This window comes from Pseudomonas parafulva NBRC 16636 = DSM 17004, from assembly GCF_000730645.1.
GTDB lineage: Bacteria > Pseudomonadota > Gammaproteobacteria > Pseudomonadales > Pseudomonadaceae > Aquipseudomonas > Aquipseudomonas parafulva.
The window spans coordinates 111443-134566 of the sequence record NZ_BBIU01000002.1; the positions used below are offsets into that span (position 1 = coordinate 111443).

20 protein-coding genes are annotated in these 23124 nt (G+C 62.3%); 9 read left to right on the forward strand and 11 right to left on the reverse strand.

From position 1 onward, the window contains the following. Positions 1–49 precede the first annotated feature (49 nt). Entirely contained in the window at positions 50–1753 is a 1704-nt protein-coding gene (locus PPA02S_RS00725; RefSeq protein ID WP_028634192.1) for a glutamine--tRNA ligase/YqeY domain fusion protein, read from the forward strand. A 9-nt stretch (positions 1754–1762) separates the two neighbouring features. Next, the gene (cysS, locus tag PPA02S_RS00730) at positions 1763–3145 is read left to right on the forward strand and encodes a cysteine--tRNA ligase (RefSeq protein WP_028634191.1); all 1383 of its coding nucleotides are present in this window, start codon (positions 1763–1765) and stop codon (positions 3143–3145) included. 36 nt (positions 3146–3181) lie between these two features. On the opposite strand, the gene PPA02S_RS00735 is transcribed toward cysS, so the two are convergent. Together PPA02S_RS00735 and PPA02S_RS00740 are read right to left on the reverse strand one after the other, a co-directional pair. Continuing rightward, positions 3182–4573, reverse strand: coding sequence for a sensor histidine kinase (locus PPA02S_RS00735; RefSeq protein WP_028634190.1), 1392 nt, complete (start codon positions 4571–4573; stop codon positions 3182–3184). Next, on the reverse strand, positions 4551–5231 hold the full coding sequence (locus PPA02S_RS00740) for a response regulator transcription factor (RefSeq protein WP_028634557.1): 681 nt from the start codon (positions 5229–5231) through the stop codon (positions 4551–4553). Before PPA02S_RS00740 ends, PPA02S_RS00735 begins: the two co-directional genes overlap by 23 nt. A gap of 188 nt (positions 5232–5419) precedes the next feature. Between PPA02S_RS00740 and PPA02S_RS00745 the strand changes: the two genes are divergently transcribed. From PPA02S_RS00745 to proP, 3 genes are all read left to right on the forward strand, one after another. Further along, complete coding sequence (locus PPA02S_RS00745) at positions 5420–6313, forward strand: PA4780 family RIO1-like protein kinase (RefSeq protein WP_028634189.1); 894 nt, start codon at positions 5420–5422, stop codon at positions 6311–6313. 113 nt (positions 6314–6426) lie between these two features. Further along, positions 6427–7401: a porphobilinogen synthase gene (hemB, locus tag PPA02S_RS00750; protein WP_028634188.1), complete on the forward strand. Its 975-nt coding sequence runs from the start codon at positions 6427–6429 to the stop codon at positions 7399–7401. 164 nt (positions 7402–7565) lie between these two features. Beyond that, positions 7566–9068: a glycine betaine/L-proline transporter ProP gene (gene proP, locus PPA02S_RS00755; protein ID WP_028634187.1), complete on the forward strand. Its 1503-nt coding sequence runs from the start codon at positions 7566–7568 to the stop codon at positions 9066–9068. Here proP and PPA02S_RS00760 read toward each other — a convergent pair whose 3' ends face one another. The 4 genes from PPA02S_RS00760 to PPA02S_RS00775 all read right to left on the reverse strand — a co-directional run bounded on the left by PPA02S_RS00760 (position 9069) and on the right by PPA02S_RS00775 (position 13551). After that, entirely contained in the window at positions 9069–9770 is a 702-nt protein-coding gene (locus PPA02S_RS00760) for a YoaK family protein (RefSeq protein WP_028634186.1), read from the reverse strand. 9 nt (positions 9771–9779) lie between these two features. After that, positions 9780–10409, reverse strand: a complete 630-nt coding sequence (locus PPA02S_RS00765; protein WP_028634185.1) for a riboflavin synthase — start codon at positions 10407–10409, stop codon at positions 9780–9782. Between the two features lie 73 nt (positions 10410–10482). After that, entirely contained in the window at positions 10483–12549 is a 2067-nt protein-coding gene (gene treS, locus PPA02S_RS00770; RefSeq protein WP_028634184.1) for a maltose alpha-D-glucosyltransferase, read from the reverse strand. Positions 12550–12633: 84 nt separating this feature from the next. Continuing rightward, positions 12634–13551: a LysR family transcriptional regulator gene (locus PPA02S_RS00775; protein ID WP_028634183.1), complete on the reverse strand. Its 918-nt coding sequence runs from the start codon at positions 13549–13551 to the stop codon at positions 12634–12636. A gap of 122 nt (positions 13552–13673) precedes the next feature. Here PPA02S_RS00775 and PPA02S_RS00780 point away from each other — a divergent pair, with 122 nt between their 5' ends. The 3 genes from PPA02S_RS00780 (at position 13674) to PPA02S_RS00790 (ending at position 16377) form a co-directional block, all read left to right on the forward strand. Next, on the forward strand, positions 13674–14432 hold the full coding sequence (locus PPA02S_RS00780; RefSeq protein WP_028634182.1) for a 5-oxoprolinase subunit PxpA: 759 nt from the start codon (positions 13674–13676) through the stop codon (positions 14430–14432). 89 nt (positions 14433–14521) lie between these two features. Continuing rightward, entirely contained in the window at positions 14522–15409 is an 888-nt protein-coding gene (locus PPA02S_RS00785; protein ID WP_028634181.1) for a 5-oxoprolinase subunit B family protein, read from the forward strand. Further along, on the forward strand, positions 15406–16377 hold the full coding sequence (locus tag PPA02S_RS00790) for a 5-oxoprolinase subunit C family protein (protein ID WP_028634180.1): 972 nt from the start codon (positions 15406–15408) through the stop codon (positions 16375–16377). Before PPA02S_RS00785 ends, PPA02S_RS00790 begins: the two co-directional genes overlap by 4 nt. A 285-nt stretch (positions 16378–16662) precedes the next feature. On the opposite strand, the gene PPA02S_RS00795 is transcribed toward PPA02S_RS00790, so the two are convergent. The 5 genes from PPA02S_RS00795 to nspC all read right to left on the reverse strand — a co-directional run bounded on the left by PPA02S_RS00795 (position 16663) and on the right by nspC (position 22720). Next, positions 16663–17535 carry a TIGR03915 family putative DNA repair protein gene (locus PPA02S_RS00795; RefSeq protein ID WP_042141120.1) on the reverse strand — a complete coding sequence of 291 codons (873 nt, stop codon included), beginning with the start codon at positions 17533–17535 and terminating at the stop codon, positions 16663–16665. Beyond that, complete coding sequence (locus PPA02S_RS00800; protein WP_028634179.1) at positions 17526–18746, reverse strand: putative DNA modification/repair radical SAM protein; 1221 nt, start codon at positions 18744–18746, stop codon at positions 17526–17528. The genes PPA02S_RS00795 and PPA02S_RS00800 overlap by 10 nt, the downstream gene beginning before the upstream one ends. A 118-nt stretch (positions 18747–18864) precedes the next feature. Then, a complete protein-coding gene (locus tag PPA02S_RS00805) occupies positions 18865–20202 on the reverse strand; it encodes a UDP-glucose dehydrogenase family protein (protein ID WP_028634178.1) in 1338 nt (445 codons plus the stop codon). Positions 20203–20344: 142 nt separating this feature from the next. Next, on the reverse strand, positions 20345–21589 hold the full coding sequence (locus PPA02S_RS00810; protein WP_028634177.1) for a saccharopine dehydrogenase family protein: 1245 nt from the start codon (positions 21587–21589) through the stop codon (positions 20345–20347). A 33-nt stretch (positions 21590–21622) separates the two neighbouring features. Beyond that, positions 21623–22720, reverse strand: a complete 1098-nt coding sequence (nspC, locus tag PPA02S_RS00815) for a carboxynorspermidine decarboxylase (protein WP_028634176.1) — start codon at positions 22718–22720, stop codon at positions 21623–21625. Positions 22721–22913: 193 nt separating this feature from the next. On the opposite strand from nspC, the gene PPA02S_RS00820 reads away from it, so the two are divergent. Continuing rightward, a complete protein-coding gene (locus tag PPA02S_RS00820) occupies positions 22914–23123 on the forward strand; it encodes a hypervirulence associated TUDOR domain-containing protein (protein WP_028634175.1) in 210 nt (69 codons plus the stop codon). Position 23124 lies beyond the last annotated feature (1 nt).

The following is a 23124-nucleotide window of genomic DNA, read 5'->3' on the forward strand; positions in this document are numbered from 1 at the left end:
TTTGATTCAATCGGCCTACCCAGGCCGGCTACGTGCATTCAAGGATCCTATGAGCAAGCCCACTGCCGACAACGCGCCCAACGCCGCTGCCAAAGGCGCCCCCGCTGTCCCTGCGAACTTCCTGCGGCCGATCATCCAGGCCGACCTTGACTCGGGCAAGCACACCCAGATCGTCACCCGCTTCCCGCCAGAGCCCAACGGCTACCTGCACATCGGCCACGCGAAGTCGATCTGTGTGAACTTCGGCCTGGCCAAGGAGTTCGGCGGCGTCTGCCACCTGCGCTTCGACGACACCAACCCGGCCAAGGAAGACCAGGAGTACATCGACGCCATCCAGCGCGATGTGAAGTGGCTGGGCTTCGACTGGGCAGGGGAGGTGCGCTACGCCTCCAGCTACTTCGACCAGTTGCACGACTGGGCGGTAGCGCTGATCAAGTCGGGCAACGCCTATGTCTGCGACCTCACCCCGGAGCAGGCCAAGGAATACCGCGGCAACCTCAAGGAGCCGGGCAAGAACAGCCCGTTCCGCGAGCGCAACGTGGACGAGAACCTGGACCTGTTCGCACGGATGAAGGCCGGCGAGTTCAAGGACGGTGAGCGCGTGCTGCGGGCCAAGATCGACATGGCGTCGCCCAACATGAACCTGCGCGACCCCATCCTGTACCGTATCCGCCACGCCCATCATCACCAGACGGGCGACACCTGGTGCATCTACCCCAACTACGACTTCACCCACGGCCAGTCGGATGCCATCGAAGGCATCACGCACTCCATCTGCACCCTGGAGTTCGAAGGCCATCGGCCGCTGTACGAATGGTTCCTCGAGCACCTGCCGGTGCCAGCGCACCCGCGCCAGTACGAGTTCAGCCGCCTGAACCTGAACTACACCATCACCTCCAAGCGCAAGCTCAAGCAACTGGTTGACGAGCAGCACGTCCAGGGCTGGGACGACCCGCGCATGTCCACGCTGTCGGGCTTCCGCCGCCGTGGCTATACCCCGGCGTCCATCCGCAATTTCTGCGAGATGATCGGCACCAACCGCTCCGACGGCGTGGTGGACATGTCCATGCTCGAGTTCAGCATCCGTGACGACCTGGACCGTACCGCCCCACGCGCCATGTGCGTGCTGCGCCCGCTTAAAGTGGTCATCACCAATTACCCCGAGGGGCAGGTCGAACAGCTGGAGCTGCCGCGTCATCCGAAAGAAGACATGGGCGTGCGGGTATTGCCGTTTGCCCGTGAACTGTACATCGACCGCGACGACTTCATGGAAGAGCCGCCCAAGGGCTACAAGCGCCTGGAGCCCAATGGCGAGGTGCGCCTGCGCGGCAGCTACGTGATCCGTGCCGACGAAGCCGTGAAGGACGCAGAGGGCAACATCGTCGAGCTGCGCTGCTCGTACGACCCGGACACCCTGGGCAAGAACCCCGAGGGCCGCAAGGTCAAAGGCGTGATCCACTGGGTACCGGCCGAAGGCAGCGTGGAGTGCGAAGTGCGCCTGTACGACCGCCTGTTCCGCTCGTCCAACCCGGAAAAAACCGAAGAGGGCGGTACCTTCCTCGACAATATCAACCCTGAATCGCTGCACGTGCTGAGCGGTTGCCGTGCTGAACCCTCCCTGGCCCAGGCCCAGCCGGAGGACCGTTTCCAGTTCGAGCGCGAGGGGTATTTCTGCGCAGACCTGAAGGACAGCCAGCCGGGCCGCCCGGTGTTCAACCGCACTGTCACCCTGCGTGACTCCTGGGGCAGCTGAGGAACCGCCGTGCTTACCATCTACAACACCCTGAGCAAAGCGAAGGAAACCTTCAAGCCGCTGGATGGCAATAAGGTGCGCATGTACGTGTGCGGCATGACCGTCTACGACTATTGCCACCTGGGCCATGGTCGCAGCATGGTGGCTTTCGACCTGGTTACCCGTTGGCTGCGCAAAAGCGGCTACGACCTGACCTACGTGCGCAACATCACCGACATCGATGACAAAATCATCAACCGTGCCAACGAGAACGGCGAAACCTTCGATGCCCTCACGGCGCGCATGATCGACGCCATGCACGAAGACGAGCGCCGTCTGAACATCCTGCCGCCCGACCAGGAGCCCCGTGCGACCGACCACATTGCCGGTATGCACGCCATGATCCAGACCCTGATCGACAAAGGCTATGCCTACGCGCCTGGCAACGGCGACGTCTATTACCGTGTGGGCAAGTTCGTCGGTTACGGCAAGCTGTCGCGCAAGAAAATCGAAGACCTGCGCATCGGTGCGCGCATCGAGGTGGATGAAGCCAAGCAGGACCCATTGGACTTCGTGCTGTGGAAAGGCGTGAAACCCGGCGAGCCGAGCTGGGCATCGCCTTGGGGCCCAGGGCGCCCCGGTTGGCACATCGAGTGCTCGGTGATGTCCACCTGCTGCCTGGGCGACAGCTTCGACATTCACGGCGGCGGCAGCGACCTGGAGTTCCCGCACCACGAGAACGAGATCGCCCAGAGCGAGGCGGCCACCGGCAAGCAGTACGCCAACGCCTGGATGCACTGCGGCATGATCCGCATCAACGGCGAAAAGATGTCCAAGTCGTTGAACAACTTCTTCACCATCCGCGATGTGCTGGAGAAGTACCACCCGGAGGTCGTGCGGTATCTGCTGGTGGCCAGCCACTATCGCAGTGCGATCAATTACTCCGAAGACAGCCTGCGTGATGCCAAGGGTGCGCTCGAGCGGTTCTACCACGCCCTGCGCGGTTTGCCGCGTGTGGCAGCCAGTGGCGGTGAGGCGTACGTCGAGCGTTTCAGCGTGGCCATGAACGACGACTTCGGGACGCCGGAAGCCTGCGCTGTGCTGTTCGACCTGGTGCGCGAGATCAATCGCCTGCGCGAAAGCGACCCGCAAGCCGCCGCTGGCCTGGCCGGGCGCCTGCGTGAACTGGGTGATGTGCTGGGGGTGTTGCAACTGGAGGCGGATGACTTCCTGCGCGCCGGCGCCGAAGGCAAGGTGGATGCAACTGAGGTCGAAGCTCTTATCCAGGCCCGCCTGCAGGCGCGTACGGACAAGAACTGGGCAGAGTCGGACCGCATTCGCGACCAGCTGACGGCCATGGGTGTGGTGCTGGAAGACAGCAAGGGCACCACCACCTGGCGCCTGGCTGACTGACAGGGGCGTGGGGGCCGCCGTGTGGCGGCCCTCCGTTTACTGGGTTACCCCGGGTAGCGGGCAGTGCAGCACCAGCCTGGCACCGCCCAACTCGCTTTCGCCGATTTCCAGCCCAAAGCCATGCAAGTCGACGATTGCCGCAACGATCGACAACCCCAGCCCGAAGCCTGCGTGGCGATGGCCTTCATCGCTGCGGTAGAAGCGCTTCAGCACGGCCGCACGCTCTTCCTCCGGGATGCCCGGCCCGCTGTCCTCGACCCCCAGGTGAACACCCTCGTCGTCGTGCCTGGCGTAGAGGCGTACGTGGCCGCCTTCGGGGGTGAACTTGATGGCATTGCCCACCAGGTTGGCCAGCGCCTCGAACAACAGCTCGCGGTCCCCGTGCAGCGCCGGCAATCGCACCGGCTGCTGCAGCTCCAGGCGAATGCCGCCGTCTTCGGCAAGCGGCAGGTAGAAGTCGTGCAACTCCACCAGCAGGTCGTGGGGCGCGAGTTCGACGAAGCCGGCACGGCGTTGGCGGTCCTCCAGCTCACTGATGCGCAGCAGCCCCCGAAAGCGCGCCATCAGGGTATCGGTTTCGCCAATGGCCTGGTCCAGGGCCTCGGCTTGCGCCGGGTCGTGGCTGCTCTGCTGGCGGATGCGGTACAGTTGGGCGCGCAGGCGGGTGAGGGGGGTGCGCAAGTCATGGGCGATGTTGTCGCACACGCCTTTCACCTCATGCATTAGCCGTTCGATGCGGTCGAGCATGGCATTGACGATGGCCGCCAGCATGTCCAGCTCATCGCGCCTGGCCGAAAGGGGCAGGCGATGGGTAAGGTCGCCGGCCACGATCAGTTCGGCCTGTGCCTGAATGGCGCGGATGCGCTTGAGTGGCCGGCGCCTGAGCAGGTACCAGCCAGCAAAACCTGGTATCAGCGTTAACGAGATGCCCCACAGCAACGCGTGAAGGATGATGCGGGTGACCACGAACAGCGAGCCGTTGTCGCGCACCAGTACCAGCCAGCGGCCATCCTGCACCTTGATGGCCACGGCATCGCAGCTGTCGCGGGGCATGCGTGGGTCATCGGCATCCAGGCAGCGCTTGAGTTCGTGGATTCTGCCGTCAAGCCCAAGCTCCGGCGGCAGGTTGCGAAGGGTGCCGCCCAGTGGGTTGAGCTGGGTGTCGAACAGGCCGTAGGCATCGAAACTGCGCTCTTCGAAGGCTTGGCTGGCGATCAGGGCGTCGTCGAGCTGCTTGCCGCTCATGTGGGCGAACAGGTGCTGGCGCTGCAGCATCGAGTGGCGGGTGAGCTTGTTCAGGTAGCTGGACACCTCGAAATACAGCACCCCCATGAGGATGCTGCTCCAGGCCACGAACAGGAAGCTGTACAGCGCAAGCAGGCGGCTGGTGGACGAGCTCCAGCCTTTAGACGGGTTCAGCAATGGCATAGCCGGAGCCCCGTACGGTACGGATCAGCGGCGATTGGCCTGGCATGTCGATTTTCTTGCGCAAACGGCCAATGTGCACGTCGATCAGGTTGGTGCCGGGGTCGAAGTGATAGCCCCATACCTCTTCGAAGATCATCATGCGGGTAATGACCTGGCCGCTGTGGCGCATCAGGTATTCCAGCAGCTTGTACTCGGTCGGCAGCAGGTTGAGCGCCTGCTCGCCACGGCGGGCTTCATGGCTGATCAGGTCAAGCTGCAGGTCGGCGACCTGCAGGCGGGTCTCGGTCAGGGGCACGCTGTTGCGGCGCAGCAGCACCTCGACCCGTGCTGCCATTTCGTCGGAGGCGAACGGCTTGGTCAGGTAGTCGTCCCCACCTGCGCGCAGCCCGCGCACCCGTTCGTCCACATCGGACAGGGCGCTGATCATCAGAATGGGCGTAGTGATCTTGAGGTTGCGCAAGGTGGTGACGATGGTCAGGCCGTCTACTTCTGGCAACATGCGGTCCAGGGTGATCAGGTCATAGCCGCCGGCAATGGCCTTGGCCAGCCCTTCACGGCCATTGTCGGCCCAATCCACCTCCAGGCCGTGGCTGTTGAGTTCTGCGACGATTTCCTGGCCGGTGACGGCGTCGTCTTCGATGGTGAGTACGCGAGGCATGCGGGTTCCCGGGCATCCAGATAGAGACATGATTGTGCCAAATAATAGCTGGCCGGCGATTTAAGAATAATTCATCTAGCGCCATTGGCACGCTCGGATGCACGCTGCCCCCGTGAACACAGGCAAGCATCTGGAATCTGGCTGTGAGAGGATGTACGGCAATACAGCCAGGACCCGAACACAGCCTGATGAAGACCCCTAAAAGAATCGAACCCCTGATCGAAGATGGCCTGGTCGACGAGGTACTCAGGCCGTTGATGAGTGGCAAGGAAGCGGCCGTGTACGTGGTGCGCTGTGGCACCCAGGTGCGCTGTGCCAAGGTTTATAAAGAAGCCAACAAGCGCAGCTTCCGCCAGGCCGCCGAGTACCAGGAAGGCCGCAAGGTGCGTAACAGCCGCCAGGCCCGGGCGATGGCCAAGGGCAGCAAGTACGGGCGCAAGGAGGCGGAAGATGCCTGGCAGAACGCTGAAGTGGCCGCGTTGTTCCGCCTGGCGGGCGCCGGGGTAAGGGTGCCCAAGCCCTACGACTTCCAGGACGGCGTCCTGTTGATGGAGCTGGTGACCGATGCCGATGGCGATGCGGCTCCGCGCCTGAACGATGTGCACCTCGAGGCAGACCAGGCGCGCGACTACCATGGGTTCGTGATCCGTCAGATCGTGCTGATGCTGTGTGCAGGCTTGGTGCACGGCGACCTGTCGGAATTCAATGTGCTGCTGGGCCCCGACGGCCCGGTGATCATTGACCTGCCCCAAGCGGTAGATGCGGCGGCCAACAACCACGCGTTCAGCATGCTGGAGCGGGACGTGACCAACATGGCCCATTACTTCGGCCGTTTCGCCCCGGAACTCAAGGCCACCCGCTATGCGCAGGAAATGTGGGCCTTGTTCGAAGCCGGCGAACTGCGCCCGGACAGCCTGCTGACCGGGGTATTTGAGGATGAGGAACAGGCGGCAGACGTTGCAGGTGTGATGCGCGAGATCGACGCCGCGCGGCTGGACGACGCACGCCGCCGCGAGGCGCGTGCCGAAGCCGAGCAGGGCGCGCCCAAGGCCGAAGAGCCAACCCCACCCTGGATGCGTTGAAACTGCGCCCTGCGATCATTGCCTTTGACGCAGGGCAATAACTCGTCATTTGGCCTTTTCACTGCGCCGCCGCAGGCATAAGGTATACGCCGTTCAAATTCCCTGGAGCTGTCATGTCCAACCGTTTTCCGTCCGTTCGCCCCCGTCGTCTGCGTCAGAGCGAGTCGCTGCGCACTGTATTCCAGGAAACCGAGTTTCGTCTCGAAGACCTGATTCTGCCGATCTTCGTTGAAGAAGGTATCGATGACTTCGTGCCGATCAGCACGATGCCAGGGGTTAACCGTATCCCTGAAAAACGGCTGGCCCAGGAAATCGAGCGTTATGCCCGCGCCGGCATTCGCTCGGTGATGACCTTTGGCGTGTCCCACCACCTGGACGAGGTTGGCAGCGACACTTGGAACGAAAACGGCCTGGTGGCTCGTATGTCGCGCATCTGCAAGGACACCGTGCCGGAAATGGTGGTGATGTCCGATACCTGCTTCTGCGAATACACCAGCCATGGCCACTGTGGTGTGCTGCACGACCATGGCGTGGACAACGATGCCACCATTGCCAACCTGGGCAAGCAGGCCGTCATCGCTGCCGCCGCGGGCGCCGACTTCATTGCACCTTCCGCTGCAATGGACGGGCAGGTCCAGGCGATCCGCAGCGCCCTGGACGGGGCCGGGTTCCATGACACCGGGATCATGGCCTACTCCACCAAGTTCGCCTCTTCGCTGTACGGGCCGTTCCGCGAGGCAGGCGGCACGGCGCTGAAGGGCGACCGCAAGAGCTACCAGATGAACCCCATGAACCGCCGTGAGGCGGTGCGCGAATCGCTGCTGGACGAGCAGGAAGGGGCGGATGTGCTGATGGTCAAGCCAGCCGGTGCCTACCTTGACGTTATCGCCGACATCCGTGCGGCGTCACGCTTGCCGTTGGCCGCCTACCAGGTGAGCGGGGAGTACGCCATGATCAAGTTCGGTGGCCTGGCTGGGGCGATCGATGAAGGCCGGGTGGTGCGCGAGAGCATCGGCGCCATCAAACGCGCGGGTGCGGATGTGATCCTTACGTATTTTGCGATGGATTTGGCGTTGCAAGGTATTTGATCCAAGCGTCGTCCATGCGGTTTGGCTGGGAGGTGTTCTTCTTGACGGGGGCGCCGCGTGGGAGACCGAGCGCCGCCCCCTGCACAAAAAATCACTAAGCGCTGAATTATTTAGTGTCCCTTTGTATCTGATGGCATAGAGCAGTCACCGTCAGGGATACACAAATGAAGTCTCGCAAGAAAAAAGTCCAGCCAATCGGCCTCAAGGACATCACCATCGTCGACGACGCCAAGATGCGCAAGGCCATCACGGCCGCAGCACTCGGCAACGCGATGGAGTGGTTCGATTTCGGGGTCTATGGCTTTGTCGCCTATGCACTGGGCAAGGTGTTTTTCCCCAACGCCGACCCCAGCGTGCAAATGATCGCAGCACTGGCCACCTTCTCGGTCCCGTTCCTGATCCGCCCGCTGGGCGGGCTGTTCTTCGGCGCCCTGGGGGACCGGCTTGGCAGGCAGAAAGTGCTGGCAGCCACCATCGTCATCATGTCGCTCAGCACCTTTGCCATCGGCCTCATACCGTCATACGCCAGTATTGGCATATGGGCGCCGATACTGTTGCTGCTGGCCAAGATGGCCCAAGGCTTCTCGGTAGGCGGTGAGTACACCGGCGCGTCCATCTTCGTTGCCGAGTACGCACCCGACCGCAAGCGCGGCTTCCTCGGCAGCTGGCTGGACTTCGGTTCCATCGCCGGCTTTGTACTGGGTGCCGGCGTGGTCGTGATGATCTCCGCAGTACTGGGAGAAGAGAAGTTCCTTGAGTGGGGCTGGCGCCTGCCGTTCTTCCTGGCACTGCCGCTGGGCATTATCGGCCTCTATCTGCGCCATGCGCTGGAAGAGACCCCGGCGTTCCAGCAACACGTGGAAAAACTGGAGCAAGGTGACCGTGAAGGCCTGGCCTCGGGGCCGAAGGTGTCGTTCAAGGAGGTGGCAACCAAGCACTGGCGTAGCCTGATCACCTGCATCGGGGTAGTGATCGCGACCAACGTGACCTACTACATGCTGCTCACCTACATGCCCAGCTACCTGTCACACAACCTGCATTACAGCGAAGACCACGGTGTGCTGATCATTATCGCGATCATGGTGGGCATGCTGTTCGTGCAGCCGATCATCGGGCTGCTCAGCGACAAGGTCGGCCGCCGTCCCTTCATCATCGTGGGTAGCATCGGCCTGTTCGTGTTGGCCATCCCGGCCTTCATGCTGATTACCAGTGGCGTGCTTGGCCTGATCTTCGCAGGCCTGCTGCTGATCGCGGTATTGCTGAACTTCTTCATCGGCGTAATGGCATCGACATTGCCGGCGATGTTCCCCACGCACATCCGTTACAGCGCCCTGGCCAGCGCCTTCAACATTTCGGTGCTGATTGCGGGCGTGACGCCCACCCTCGCGGCCTGGCTGGTGGAAAGCACTGGTAACCTGTACATGCCGGCTTATTACCTGATGGTCATCGCGGTGATCGGCCTGGTAACCGGCATCACCATGAAGGAAACCGCCAACAAGCCTCTGCGTGGCGCCGCACCCGCGGCATCGGATATTGGTGAAGCCCGTGAGCTGCTGCAGGAGCACCACGACAATATCGAGCAGAAGATCGAGGACATCGACACGCAGATCGCCGAGCTGGAAGCCAAGCGCAAGCTGCTGGTGCAGCAGCACCCGCGCATCGATTGATCAGTGGGGCATATAGCCCCGCTGCCATGAACGCGGTATGAACAGCGACACCAGGGCCAGCAGGCAGGTCAAGGCACAACTGCCTGCCAGGGCTTGCAGGCCCAGGTGTTTCTGCAGCCACGCCCCCAATGCCGCACCCAGTAGCATCCCCGCCCACGGCACCAGTTGCACCCGCCAGCCGTTACGACGCTCCCCAAGCAGCCAGCGCCCCAGGCCACGGCCAAAGCGCGACAGCGCCCCGGTCACATACGTCAGGCCGATGGGCAGCCCGTTCACCTGTTCCACGACTGCGTTGATCATGCCCATGGCCACGGTGGCCGCGAGTAGAGCAGGGAATGTAGCCGGCCACGGCCAGGCTGCGGCGAACGCCAGTAACCCGGCGACCACCACCAATACCGGCCAGGCACGGCGCCGGCATCCGCGCGCCAGCATCACGCCAACGGCGTTCCCGGCCACGAACCCCAGCACCGCGCCACTTAGGCGCAGCACCATGCCCGCGTCTGCCTCGCTGATGGCGACGGCAAGGCGGGTCGTGTTACCGCTCATGAACGACACGAAGTCGCCCAACGCCAGCAGGCCGATGGCATCGGTCATGCCCGCCAGCACCGAAAGGCCAGCCACCAGGCCTAGGCCGACGCGGCCACGCAAGACTTGCAAGCGCAGGCGCCTGGCGGTGCGTGCGGTTGGAGCGTAAGGCAGCATGGGCAGGCCTCAGGGCAGCAGGTTTTCGCGGGCGAGGGTGCTTTTGATGGTGCGTTCAACCACATCCACCAGCACCATGGTGTGGTGATCCACCTCGATGTTCAGCAGGTCGCCGGGCGTGTAGCGGGCGAACGTGGTTTGCCGCAGCGTCTCCGGGATCAGATTGATCGTGACTACGTTGTCGTCGATATCGGCCACCGTCAGGCTGCAACCATTCACGCCGATGAAGCCCCGGGCGAACACGTATTTCCCCCACTCGGCCGGCATGCGGAAGCGCACGAAGGCACCGCTCTCGGCAATACAGAGCTCGACCACTTCGGCAGTGGTGGCGATATGGCCCGCCATCAAGTGGCCGCCGACCTCCGCGTTCATTTTCGCCGAACGCTCGATATTGACCTGTTGCCCTGAAACGAAGGTGCGCAGGTTGGTGCGTTCGAGGGTGGCGGTCATGGCATCGAAGCGAACCTGGGTGCCGTCGATTTCGGTGACGGAAAGGCAGGTGCCCTCGACGCTTACGCTGGCGCCGACCTTGAGGTCGTCCAGCAGCGCAGGGGTGAGGTCGATGGTGAACTGGTTGTGGCCTGGGTGACGGGTCACATCAAGCAAAGGGCGCACGGCCTGGACGATGCCGGTGTACATGGGGGCTCCTGGGCACGGATGGGAACCCCCGCACGCTATGCCTGTAGCGTCGCAAAAGCAAGTTGCCCGGGGTTCAGACGTGCCCGGTGCTGTTGACGATACGCAGGCAGAGCGCCTCGTACGGGTCCAGGTTCACCATCAGGCGGCCGTCTTCGGTGAGGTCGCCCTCTACGGTCTCATTGATCATGTCCACCACGGGCCCCGGTGTGAAACCGGCCAGCTGAAGTTCTTCGGCGATTACCTGCTGGCTGAAGTTCAAGGCGCTTATCTGGATACCCCGGCCGGCGGGCAGCTCGTGCACCATGACCAACAGCCCGGGCGTGGTGACGTCGGGTACCAGCACTTGGCGGCTGGTGGCGATGCCATAGGCCTGGCGCACCGCCAGCAGTTTCTTGACCTTGCTGGCAAAGGAATCGTCGCGTGCAAGTTGCTCATCCAGGCTGCCATACAGGGCACGGGCACGCGGCATGCCCCGCACCGACGCCTGGGCCTCTGGGTCAAGCCCCGCCAGGTCGTAGGCGCCCCTGTGGATCCAGCGCGTGTCCCCATCAGTCATGCGTTCAGCAACAGCTTCTGCCGGCAGTGGCAGGGCACCCACCAGGTCCCAGCCGGAAATCGCTACCACGCCTGGCTGCATGGCGTTGTACATCACCAGCAGCAAGTGCACCTTTTGCACCCACTCCAGCTGATCGGCACTCAGGTCGTCGAGGTCGCGAATGCCCAGAGCTGCCGTGATCAGGCTGGCGGTGGTGCAGGAAATTCCGTTGGTCACAAAGCGCAGGTTGTAGGGCGCATGTTCGCCAGACAGCCGCTCGTAGATCTCTTCGCGTATATGTTCGCGCAGGATGCTGCCAGGCAACGTCTGGCCTTTGTACAGGTACATGTCGTGAGCATGCAGCGTCCAGAAATGCACCAGCTCCACCGTCAGTTCGTCGTGGTTCTGCAGGGCGTGTATCAGCGAGGCCGGGTCGATGCCGAAGCTGTGCATTTCCTTGAGCATCAGGCGCAGGAACTCGGTGTCGCCGGTTAGCAGGGCGTGCTGGTAGGCGGGCCGGGTGATGAAGTCGTAGGACAGGTCGGCCCCGCCGCTGGACATCTGCGCGATGTCGTCGAGGGTCAGGTTGAGTTCCTGGAAGCTGAAGCCGCCCGCCTTGCGGATCATGCCGCCGATCAGCTGGTTGCCGACGATCGACAGGGGGTGGCTTTCTGACCAGGCGGTGCCGGTGGCGCGGGTTTCAACGCCGAGAAAACCATTGGCATCCAGGCGCAAACCCCGTGCGCCCAGGCAGTCCAGTGCGTGCAAGGCATCGCCGATGATCATCTGCTGGGCGGTGAAGGTTGGGTCCAGCCAGTTCAACGAGGGCTGGCCGTCCTTGAAGTAATGCAGGTAGACCCAGCGGCGGGTCTTGCCGTCGACACCGGTAATGGGTGGGGTAGCACTCCAGTCGGTCTCCTTGACGCCGGGTTCGAAGAAGATCACCCGCTGCAGTTGCCCGACGATGTAGTGACGAGCCTTGAGCTCGTCGCATTGCGCTGGCAGCAGGTTGACCGAGTCGCGCCCCGCGGGTACTTCCGGCAGCAGGTCCCAATCTTCCTCGCGCACCTCGACCATATGGTAGAGGCCGGGGTAGGGCGCCAGGCCCAGCTCGGCCAGGCGGAAGTCCGCGCCCTTGCCGGTGTGCGAGGGGATCAGATCGTCGATGGTCACCGCATTGTGGGCAGCGGCCATGCGGCTCATCTGCACCACTTCCTGCTCACTGCCATAGAGCGGGTCGATATCAAAGCTGATGCGGTCGAAGTTGCCGTCGATGCTCGGCGTGACTTCTTGGCCGGTAATGCCCCCCGAGCGCTTGATGGGGCCGGTATGCACACCCTGGATGCCGATTTCAGACAGGCGCTTCCACAGCGCCTCGTGGGCCAGTGCGCCCAGTACCGAACAACCTTCAGGCGCGATGATCGCGTCCGGGTACACGGTCAGCCACACCGAGGCGATCTCGGTAGCGCGGCGGGGCTGCGCTTCGGCATAGGGTTGCTGCCAAAGCCGCGACTGCCCGGAATACAGGCTGGCACGTTCCTGGGAAGCCTTGAGCATGGAACGCTCTTCAAGCCATTTGACGTATGACGGGTCGGGTTGGGTCATGTCGCGTCCTCTTTGCGTGTCGGCACCGGCTCAGGTTATGACGACGACGCACGCGGAACGTTCGGCCTGTATGCGCGTTTGCCCTCAGCGCCGCGTTGCCAACTGCTGTGGCGCCAGGAAGGCATCGCGGAAGTAATTACGCACAGCCTGCATGGCTGGGCTGAAGGCGCGCTCGCGGTGCCAGGCCAGGCCCACGCTCATGGGTGGCACCGGGTTGCTGATGGTCAACGTCTCGATGCGCTTGCCTTCCAGTGACGAGGGGCGGTGCACCAGGTCCGACAAAATCGCCACGCCGCTGCCATTGGCAACCATGCTGCGCACGGCCTCTACCGAGCTGGTTCGCACCCGTACGTTGGGCCGCTGGCCGGCTTGCTTCCAGTAACGCATGGCGCTGTGCTCGGCTTCGTCGACCGTCAGCAGAATGAAGGGCTCGCCTGCCACGTCTTCCAGGCTGACCGCCGAGCGCTCGCACAAGGGGTGTTGCCCGGGCAACCACAGCCTGCGCTCGGAGTTGAACAGGGTTTCAGAGACGATGTCCGGGTGGGTGAGGTTCGCCGTGAGTACGACGGCCATGTCGAAGCGGCCATCGAGCAGGCCGTGCTCGATGGCGCTGCGCTCCTGTTCGTAGAGTTCCAGGGTGACGTCGGGGTGCCAGTGCTCAAGGCGCTGCAAGTGATGGGGCAAAAAGTAGCCGATGACGGTGTAGCTGGCCGCCAGGCGTAGCAAGCCGCTGGCGCGCCCATCCGGCAGCGGGCTGTTCAATGCATCGTCGACGCTGCGCAGAATCACGTAGGCACGGTTGAGAAAGTGCCGCCCGGCCTCGGTCAGGCTCATGCCCTGGGCAGAGCGCTGAAACAGCAGGGCACCCAGTAGCGCCTCCAGTTCCTTGATGGCGGTGGTGATGGCTGACTGCGAGATATTCAGGTGGATGGCAGCCTGAGAGATCTGGCCGATTTCAGCGGTGGCCACAAAGTAGCGAACCTGACGCAAGGTAAGGGACAACGCTACACCTCCACGGGTATCTGATTTTCCGAAGATACCCCCTCTGTTTATAGATCTTCCCAAGGGGGTGGCAGGAATCTACCGTGGCAGGCATGCAGTCACAAGTGCCGGGAGGCAGGCTTATGCAGGTGGTGGACTTCAATTCCGACATGGGTGAAGGGTTCGGGCCCTGGACTATCGGCGACGGCGTGGACAACGAACTGATGACGCATATCAGCTCGGCCAATATCGCGACCGGCTTCCATGCCGGAGACCCAGGCACCATGCGCCGCACTGTTGCCCGGGCCAAGGCGCTTGGGGTGGCGGTTGGGGCGCACCCGGGGTTTCGCGACCTGGTTGGCTTTGGGCGCCGCCATATCAACGCCACGGCCCAGGAACTGGTGGACGACATCCTTTACCAATTAGGGGCACTGCGTGAGATCGCCCGCGCCCAAGGCGTAAGCCTGCAGCACGTCAAGCCCCATGGGGCGCTGTACATGCACCTGGCACGGGACGAAGAAGCCGCGCGGTTACTGGTGCAGAACCTGCAGGCGGTCGAGCCAACCCTGCTGCTGTACTGCATGCCGGGCTCGGCAATCTGCCGTATCGCTCAACAGCTCGGCCAGCCTGTGATTCGCGAGTTCTATGCCGACCGCGAGTACGATGCGAGCGGCTCGATCGTGTTCACACGCAATGTTCGCGCATTGCAACCTGTAGCTGTGGCCGAGCGCGTGGTGCGGGCCTGCCAGCAGGGTATTGTGCGAACTGTTGAAGGCCAGGACCTGGCAATCGCATTCGATTCCATCTGCCTGCACAGCGACACGCCTGGGGCGTTGGACCTGGTTGAAGCTACCCGTGAAGCGTTGAGGGTCGCAGGCATCGAAGTGCGTGCGCCACGCTAGAAAACACGGCCAGCCGGCGCGCAGAAGCCGGAGCCTGCCACAGTTGCTTTTGCCTGCCTTTCTACAAAGAATCCAAAAAAGGAACAGTCATGGCCGAATCGCTCGCTTCAACCCCCGTCCGTTACAGCTTCGGCGCTGACGAGCACCTGTTCGCCGAAGTGAGCGACAGCATGTCGCTCGAGGCCTTTTTCAAAGGCATGGCCATCACCCGTGCGGTGGAGCGCCTTGCCCTAGACGGTGTGCTGGACATCTGCCTGGCCAACGCCTCGTTCCAGATCCGCTTCGACCCGGACCGCATTGCACCGCAGGCCCTGCTGCACGCCGTACAGGGTGCTGAGGCCGAGGCGGTTGCCGAACGCTCCCTGCACACCCGCATCATCGAAATTCCCGTGCTGTACAACGACCCCTGGACCCACGAAACCCTGATGCGCTTTCGCGACCGCCATCAAGACCCGGACAGCACTGACCTCGAATACGCTGCCCGCATCAATGGTCTGCAGGGGGTGGATGCGTTTATAGAGGCCCACAGTGGTGCGCCCTGGTTCGTGTCCATGGTCGGTTTTGTGGCGGGCCTGCCGTTCATGTTCCAGATGGTGGAGCGCGAGCGGCAATTACAGGTGCCGAAGTACCTGCGCCCGCGCACCGACACCCCCAGGCTTACCCTGGGCCACGGTGGCTGCTTCGGTTGCATCTATTCGGTACGTGGGGCAGGGGGTTATCAGATGTTCGGCGTCACGCCCGCGCCCATCTATGACCCTCAGCAAGCGCTTGGCTATTTGAAGGAGCACATGGTGTTTTTCCGCCCCGGTGACATCGTGCAGTTCAAACCCATGGACCGTGCCGCGTACGACCAGGCGGTGGCGGAGGTGGAGCAAGGGATTTTCGATCTGCGCATCCGCCCGGTGGCGTTTTCCCTGGATGCCTTCCTGGCAGACCCAGCGGGGTACCCCAAGTCGCTGCAGGAGGCACTGGCATGATCAAGGTTCTCAAACCCGGCCTGGCCAGCTCTGTGCAAGATCTGGGGCGCGAAGGGTTCTATCACCTGGGCATTCCGCCGTCGGGTGCGCTGGACCAGTACGCCTTGCGGGCGGCCAATCACCTGGTGGGCAACCCGGCTGGCGCCGCCTGCATCGAATGCGCGTTGGTGGGGCCTGAACTTGAGTTTGTACAGGATGCTTTGGTGGCAGTGTGCGGTGCGCAGATGGCCGTGCTGGTCGACGGCCGTGAGCAGCGCCCCGATACCTCGTTCGCCGTGCGTGCCGGGCAGGTGCTGCGGTTTGGCTTCCCGACGGCGGGCGCCCGGGCGTACCTGGCAGTGGCCGGTGGCATCGATGTACCCGAAGTGCTGGGCAGCCGCTCCACTTACGCGTTGGGTGGCCTGGGCGGTTTTCAGGGGCGCAAGCTGATGGCCGGGGACGGCCTTGCGGTGGGCGTACCCAGCGGCAAGGGCCGCGTCAATGCCAGTCTGCCCATGGCCCTGCGCCAGGCGTTGGGGGGCGAGGTGGTGCTGCGGGTGGTGCCGGGGCTGTACTACCACCGGTTGACCGAGGCAGCGGCCCGCCGATTTTTCACGGACGCCTGGACAGTAGGCTCCGAGGCTGACCGTATTGGCTACCGCTACAAAGGGGGCGGCGCTTTGGGCTTCGAGCCGCGGGAGCAGCCCTTCGGGGCAGGGTCTGACCCGTCCAATATCGTCGACAGCTGTTACCCCATCGGTTCGATCCAGGTGCCGGCAGGGCTGGAGCCCATCATTCTGCACCGCGACGCGGTGTCTGGCGGGGGCTATGCCATGATCGGCACGGTGATCAGTGCTGACCTGGACCTGGTGGGGCAGATGCAACCCAACCAACAGGCACGGTTTCTGGCTGTGACCATGGACCAGGCACTGGAGGCGCGCCGCGTGTACAAGAAACGTATCGGCTGCCTGGAGCGGTTGTTCGGTTGAGGCTGGCGGGCCGCGCTGCACTGCATTACCTGCAAGCCGGCTTTATTTGTTGAGTCAGCAGCGGGGTAACCTGTGGGAGCAACTGTCTTCCACAACAATCTACAAGTCAGCGCAATCACTGTGGGAGCGGGCTTGCCCGCGAACACCGGCAAAGCCGGTGCCACACACCGCGTTGTCTGCTTCGCGGGTAAACCCGCTCCCACACGGATTGCGTCGTCTTCAAGAATTCATGGAAAACATTTGCTCGCCCAGGGAGGCCGCAGCCACCGGCGAAGCCGGTGCCAGTCACTGAGTCGGAGGCTTTGCGGCCAACAGCTCACGCTTCATGGCGCTGATCGTTTTCCCGCCCTGGGCCGCCACTTCCTGAGCCTGGCCATCCCGCTGTTTACCTTGCCGCGCCAGGCCTTCGAGCTGGGGAATGAGCATGCCCTCCGGCAGATGCCGCCAGAACCGGCCTGGCATGTGCAAGCGCAGGGCATCCGGGTTAAGCCTGGCCGGGTTGAACGTGTGGCGATAATACGTACGCCACAGTTCGGCACCTGGGTCCTCAGCATTGCGCGCCCACTGCTGCCATAGCGCAGGGCACTGCCTTTGATAATCGAACGCCTGCCCATCGAACCGAATGCCGTCCCGGGGTGTTGCGATCAACCAGCGCAAGCGCCCCAGCCGGTCTGCAAAATGCCCACTGGCGCTTTGCAGAATATCGTGTGCCGGCTCATGGAAGGCCACCAGGTCCAGTTGCAAAGGGCCCACCAATGATTCTGGCAGGGGTACGAAGCGCAGAAACGCATGCAGATGGTGCGCCTCGCGGCTCACCTGCTTGATGCGCCGGTGTAGTTCACTGCCCAGGCGATCACCCGCCAGCATCGCGGTACGGTCGCCGTGGGCCACGCGCCACAGCACTTCGTACAGAAAATTCCAGCGTTGTTCCCCGTGATAACGGGAGGCCTGCTCCAGCTGGCCAAGCAAGGCAGCGGGGATGGATGCGCGGAACGGCCCTTGAACTTCAGGTAGCGCCACTGCCTCTGCCAGCAGATCAGCCACCGGGCCTTGGGACCAGGTGACCTGCGAAGGATCGACGCCGTGGCTCAACAGCATCCGCGCCTGCGAACGCCAGGTGCTGAACAGGTTGTCGCAATCCAGCGCTATCACCCCCACAGCCCCATTTGCACCGGTGCCTGGGGTTCACGAAGGCGGGCGCGTAACAGCCCGCTGCGCAATTCGGCCTGGGCTGGGCGGTAATCGCTGGTGACGATGAAGGGCCTGGCCTTGTCCAGCACACAGCGCAGCTGAATGAGGTCGTCGTAACGAATGCGCCGCTCTCGCCGCAGCGCCACCAAGCGTTGCACGCTGCGCAGGCCAATCCCCGGGATGCGTGCCAGCAGGGCGGGTTCGGCACGATTCACGTCCAACGGGAATACCTCCCGGTTGGCCAGGGCCCACGCCAGCTTGGGGTCGATATCAAGGGCCAGGTTCCCGGCCTGGCCCAGCAGTTCCCCTGCCTTGTAACCATAACCGCGCAACAGGAAGTCGGCCTGGTACAGCCGATGCTCACGCAGCAATGGCGGCGCCGCCAGCGGTACGCTACCCGGGCTGTCGGGGATGGGGCTGAAGGCGGAATAATACACACGCTTGAGCCCATAGCCTTGGTACAGCGATTCGGCATTGCGCAGCAAGGTGCTGTCATCGGTACTGTCTGCGCCCACGATCACCTGGGTGCTTTGACCGGCTGGCGTAAAGCGTGGCGCTTTCGGCTCGTTCGCCACCGCCTGCTGCCCCTGGTGGATCACCCCCATGGCCTGGCGAATGGTGTGCGCATGCTTTTCTGGCGCCAGGCGCTGGAGGCTTTCGTCCGTTGGCAGCTCGATATTCACACTCAGGCGGTCCGCCAGGCGGCCGGCTTCTTCAATCAGCAGCGGGTCCGCGTCGGGGATGGTCTTGAGGTGGATATAGCCGCGAAAGTTGTGTTCCTCGCGCAGCAGCCGCGCAACCCGTATCAGCTGTTCCATGGTGTAGTCTGCCGAGCGAATGATGCCGGAACTCAGGAACAAGCCGCTGATGCAGTTGCGCCGGTAAAAATCCAGGGTCAGGCGTACCACTTCCTCGGGGCTGAAGCGTGCGCGGGGCACGTTGCTGGAGCGGCGGTTCACGCAGTATTGGCAGTCGTACAGGCAAAAATTGGTCAGCAATATTTTCAGCAGCGATACGCAGCGGCCGTCGGGCGTGTAGCTGTGGCAGATGCCCATGCCATTGGTTGCGCCAAGGCCGTCACCACCCCGCGAATTTCGCTTGGGCGCACCGCTGCTGGCGCAGGACGCATCGTATTTGGCGGCATCGGCAAGAATGCCGAGTTTGGCAATGAGTTGCATGGCGCTGACCCTTTATACTGACTATTCATACAGTATTTAGGGCCGGGGCGGATTGCAAGCGTCCTGACAGCCGCCTGTAAGAAATCCGACAAAATTGGTCAGAAACGGACGCTTTTCATCAAGAGCCGAATGCAGACACCCGTTCTCCACGCCCAATGCCGTAATACGTCAAGCCGGCGCTGGCCATGTGTTCGGGCTCGTACAGGTTGCGACCATCGAATACCACTCGATCGGCCAGTTGCCCAGGTACTGTTTCAAGGTTGAGGACCCGATAGTCCTGCCACTCGGTGACGATCACCAACGCATCAGCGCCTGCTAACGCGTGCTCCTTGCTGGCTGCCAAGGTGAGATGGGTTTGAGCGCCGTACAACCGCTGGATCTCATCCATGGCCTGCGGGTCGTGCGCTTGTACACGGGCGCCTGCGGCCCACAGTGCCTCCAGCAGCACGCGGCTAGGTGCTTCGCGGATGTCATTGGTATTGGGTTTGAACGCCAGCCCCCATACCGCAAACACCTTGCCGCCAATACCTGCCGGATAATGTTGTTGAATCTTGGCGAAGAGCAGGCCTTTCTGCCGTTCATTCACCTGCTCAACCGCTTGCAGGATCTGCGGTTGCAAGCCTGCCTGCTCTGCACTGTGGCGCAAGGCCTGCAGGTCTTTAGGGAAACACGAACCGCCAAACCCGCAGCCCGCATAGATGAAGTCGTAGCCGATACGCGAGTCAGAGCCTATGCCCCGCCGCACCATCTCGATGTCGGCACCCAGGTGCTCGGCCAGGCTGGCCATTTCGTTCATGAACGAAATTTTCGTGGCCAGCATGCAATTCGCCGCGTATTTGCTCATTTCGGCACTGCGTGCGTCCATCACCATCAGTTTTTCCCGGTTGCGGCTGAACGGCTGGTACAACTCGCGCAGCAGTGCAAGCGCGTTTGGCCCTGCACCGCCGATGATGATGCGCTCTGGGCGCATGCAGTCGTCTACCGCAGAGCCTTCCTTCAGGAACTCGGGGTTGCTGATCACCTGAAAGCGGCCGGCATCGCTCACGGCTTGCCCAATGCGCGCTTTGATGAGGTCTACCGTCCCGACCGGTACGGTGGATTTGTTGACGATCACCTTAGGCCCGACGGCGTGCTCGACGATGTTATCGACAACGCTGAGTACTTGGGCCAAATCTGCGCTGCCGTCGGCCAGGGCAGGGGTGCCGACCGCAATGAACAGAACAGCAGCGTGGTGGGTGGCTTGGCCAGCATCGGCAGTAAACTGCAAGCGCCCGCATGACAGGTTGTGCTGGAGCATGGCCGGCAGACCTGGCTCGAACAGCGGGCAATTGCCTTGACCGAGGGCTTGAACACGGTCCGTATCCACATCCATGCACATGACCGTATGCCCAACCTGAGCAAGGCACACAGCCTGGGTAAGGCCAACGTATCCGGTACCGAACACCGACACTTTCATCTGACAGCCCCATGGCGAGAACACCGTCAGAACATGGCACAGCGTTATTTACTTTATATGACTTGGGTGAGGCGGGTGCGAGGGGGCGCACTGATGGCGGCCAAAAGAAAGGGGCGCCTTATTGGCGCCCCCTGGGTGTTGCTCAGGCTTCAGCGTCCCATGGACGGTCGCCTTTTTCATCCTTGACGCGGGTTGGCAAACCCATCACGTCCAGCGCCTTGAGGAACGGCTCTGCTGGTAGCTCTTCGACGTTGACCATGCGCTTGGCATCCCACTCCCCACGGGCCACCAACAAGGCAGCTGCCACCGGCGGTACGCCTGCGGTGTAGGAAATGCCTTGGCTGTCGGTTTCGGCGTAGGCTTCTTCGTGGTCGGCCACGTTGTAGATGAAGACTTCCCGCGGCTGGCCGTTCTTGGTGCCTTTGACCAGGTCACCGATGCAGGTCTTGCCGGTGTAGCCCGGGGCGAGCGAGGCCGGGTCTGGCAGCACGGCCTTGACCACCTTGAGCGGCACCACTTCGAGCCCTTCGGCGGTTTTGACGGGTTGCTCGCTGAGCAAGCCAAGGTTTTTCAGCACCGTGAACACATTGATATAGTGCTCGCCGAAGCTCATCCAGAAACGCACGTTCGGCACGTCGAGGTTCTTCGAGATCGAGTGCACTTCGTCATGACCGGTCAGGTACAGGTTCTGCGAACCTACCACCGGCAGGTCGTCAGTGCGCTTGACTTCAAACATGGTGTTGCTGGTCCACTGGCTGTTCTGCCAGCTCCACACTTGCCCGGTGAACTCGCGGAAGTTGATTTCCGGGTCGAAGTTAGTGGCGAAGTACTTGCCATGCGAACCGGCATTGACGTCGAGAATGTCGATCGAGTCGATGCGGTCGAAGTATTGCTGCTGCGCCAGCTTGGCGTAGCTGTTCACCACACCCGGGTCGAAACCGACGCCGAGAATGGCAGTAATGTTCTTGGCCTGGCACTCTTCGAGGTGTTTCCACTCGTAGTTGCCGTACCACGGCGGGGTCTCGCAGATCTTGCCCGGCTCTTCGTGGATGGCGGTGTCCAGATAGGCCACACCCGTATCGATACAGGCACGCAGCACCGACATGTTGAGGAAGGCTGAGCCTACGTTGATCACGATCTGCGATTCGGTCTCGCGGATCAGGGCCTTGGTGGCCTCGACATCGAGGGCATTGAGCGAGAAGGCCTGGATGTCGGCGGGTACCTTGAGGCTACCCTTGGCCTTGACGCTGTCGATGATGGCCTGGCATTTGGAGATGTTCCGTGACGCGATGGCAATACGACCCAGTTCGTCGTTATGCTGCGCGCACTTGTGGGCCACCACCTTGGCGACACCTCCTGCACCAATGATAAGAACGTTCTTCTTCAATTTACCTGTTGCTCCTTACTCGCTGTGCCCGTCTTACGACAGGCTGGAAACGTAATCTTCAAAACCGAACTCGCGTACGACCTCGACGCTGCCGTCGAGTTGTTTGACCGCGATGGATGGCATTTTCAGGCCGTTGAACCAGTTCTTCTTGACCATGGTGTAGCCCGCCGCGTCGACGAACGACAGGCGGTCGCCGATGGCCAATGGGCGATCGAACTGGTACTCGCCAAAGATATCGCCGGCCAGGCATGACTTGCCGCAAACCATGTAGGTGTGCTCGCCGTCGTTGGGCGCCATCTTGGCATTGAGGCGGTAGATCAGCAGGTCGAGCATGTGTGCTTCGATCGAGCTGTCGACCACGGCGAGGTGCTTGCCGTTGTACAAGGTATCGAGCACAGTCACTTCCAGCGAGGCGCTCTGGGTGATCGCGGCTTCACCCGGCTCCAGGTAGACCTGTACGCCGTAGGTTTCCGAGAACGCCTTCAGGCGTGCGCAAAACGCGTCCAGTGCATAGCCTTCACCGGTGAAGTGCACGCCGCCGCCCAAGCTCACCCACTGCACTCTGTGCAACAGGTGACCAAAGCGTTGTTCGATGTGCGACAGCATCTTGTCGAACAGGCTGAAGTCGCCGTTCTCGCAGTTGTTGTGGAACATGAAGCCGGAGACCTGCTCGATCACCTGCTCGATCTTCGCCGGGTCCCATTCGCCCAGGCGGCTGAACGGGCGAGCCGGGTCGGCCAGCGCGTAGTCGGAACTGCTCACCTGCGGGTTCACGCGAAGCCCGCGCACCTTGCCTTCGGACTGAGCAGCAAAGCGCTGCAGCTGGCCGATGGAGTTGAAGATGATCTTGTCGCAGTTCTCCAGCATTTCCTCTACTTCGTCGTCCGCCCACGCCACGCTGTAGGCGTGGGTTTCGCCGGCAAACTTCTGGCGCCCGAGCTTGAGCTCGTAAAGCGACGAAGAGGTGGTGCCGTCCATGTACTGTTGCATCAGGTCGAACACCGACCAAGTCGCAAAGCACTTGAGGGCGAGCAGCGCCTTGGCACCGGAGTGTTCGCGCACGTAGGCGATCTTCTCCATGTTGCCAAGCAGCTTGGTTTTGTCGATGAGGTAGTACGGCGTTTTGATCATTTAGAGGCCCCCGGCCAGGCCGGCCAAAAAAAGGACACGCATTGTGCCTTCACTTGCTGCAGACCGAAAGGGTGCAATCGCATTTCGTCCGGGTATGGCCAGTGCGAAGGAATTTTTTGGCTGACAGCGGGCTCAGTAAAACAACTGGATATGACGATCTCAATCGTCCCAAGCTTGCAGTCCGGAGAATCCGATGAGTCACGCATACAAGGCAGGTGACAAGGTGCAGTGGAATTCCGAAGCCGGCACCATCCACGGTACTGTGGTGAAGGTGCATACCCAGGATGTGGAGTTCTGCGGGCGCCAGCGCCATTGTTCCAAGGACGAGCCGCAATACGAGGTCAAGAGTGACAAGACCGGGCACCTGGCCATGCACAAGGAACAGGCGCTGAAAAAGGGATGAA

Excerpts from the sequence above, each read along its gene's own strand:
- hemB (WP_028634188.1), top strand. The coding sequence starts at position 6,427 with ATGTCCAACCGTTTTCCGTCCGTTCGCCCCCGTCGTCTGCGTCAGAGC.
- PPA02S_RS00805 (WP_028634178.1), bottom strand. The coding sequence starts at position 20,202 with ATGAAAGTGTCGGTGTTCGGTACCGGATACGTTGGCCTTACCCAGGCT.
- proP (WP_028634187.1), top strand. The coding sequence starts at position 7,566 with ATGAAGTCTCGCAAGAAAAAAGTCCAGCCAATCGGCCTCAAGGACATC.
- PPA02S_RS00765 (WP_028634185.1), bottom strand. The coding sequence starts at position 10,409 with ATGTACACCGGCATCGTCCAGGCCGTGCGCCCTTTGCTTGATGTGACC.
- PPA02S_RS00820 (WP_028634175.1), top strand. The coding sequence starts at position 22,914 with ATGAGTCACGCATACAAGGCAGGTGACAAGGTGCAGTGGAATTCCGAA.
- PPA02S_RS00785 (WP_028634181.1), top strand. The coding sequence starts at position 14,522 with ATGGCCGAATCGCTCGCTTCAACCCCCGTCCGTTACAGCTTCGGCGCT.
- PPA02S_RS00800 (WP_028634179.1), bottom strand. The coding sequence starts at position 18,746 with ATGCAACTCATTGCCAAACTCGGCATTCTTGCCGATGCCGCCAAATAC.
- PPA02S_RS00780 (WP_028634182.1), top strand. The coding sequence starts at position 13,674 with ATGCAGGTGGTGGACTTCAATTCCGACATGGGTGAAGGGTTCGGGCCC.
- PPA02S_RS00735 (WP_028634190.1), bottom strand. The coding sequence starts at position 4,573 with ATGCCATTGCTGAACCCGTCTAAAGGCTGGAGCTCGTCCACCAGCCGC.
- nspC (WP_028634176.1), bottom strand. The coding sequence starts at position 22,720 with ATGATCAAAACGCCGTACTACCTCATCGACAAAACCAAGCTGCTTGGC.
- PPA02S_RS00725 (WP_028634192.1), top strand. The coding sequence starts at position 50 with ATGAGCAAGCCCACTGCCGACAACGCGCCCAACGCCGCTGCCAAAGGC.
- PPA02S_RS00740 (WP_028634557.1), bottom strand. The coding sequence starts at position 5,231 with ATGCCTCGCGTACTCACCATCGAAGACGACGCCGTCACCGGCCAGGAA.
- treS (WP_028634184.1), bottom strand. The coding sequence starts at position 12,549 with ATGACCCAACCCGACCCGTCATACGTCAAATGGCTTGAAGAGCGTTCC.
- PPA02S_RS00760 (WP_028634186.1), bottom strand. The coding sequence starts at position 9,770 with ATGCTGCCTTACGCTCCAACCGCACGCACCGCCAGGCGCCTGCGCTTG.
- PPA02S_RS00790 (WP_028634180.1), top strand. The coding sequence starts at position 15,406 with ATGATCAAGGTTCTCAAACCCGGCCTGGCCAGCTCTGTGCAAGATCTG.
- PPA02S_RS00745 (WP_028634189.1), top strand. The coding sequence starts at position 5,420 with ATGAAGACCCCTAAAAGAATCGAACCCCTGATCGAAGATGGCCTGGTC.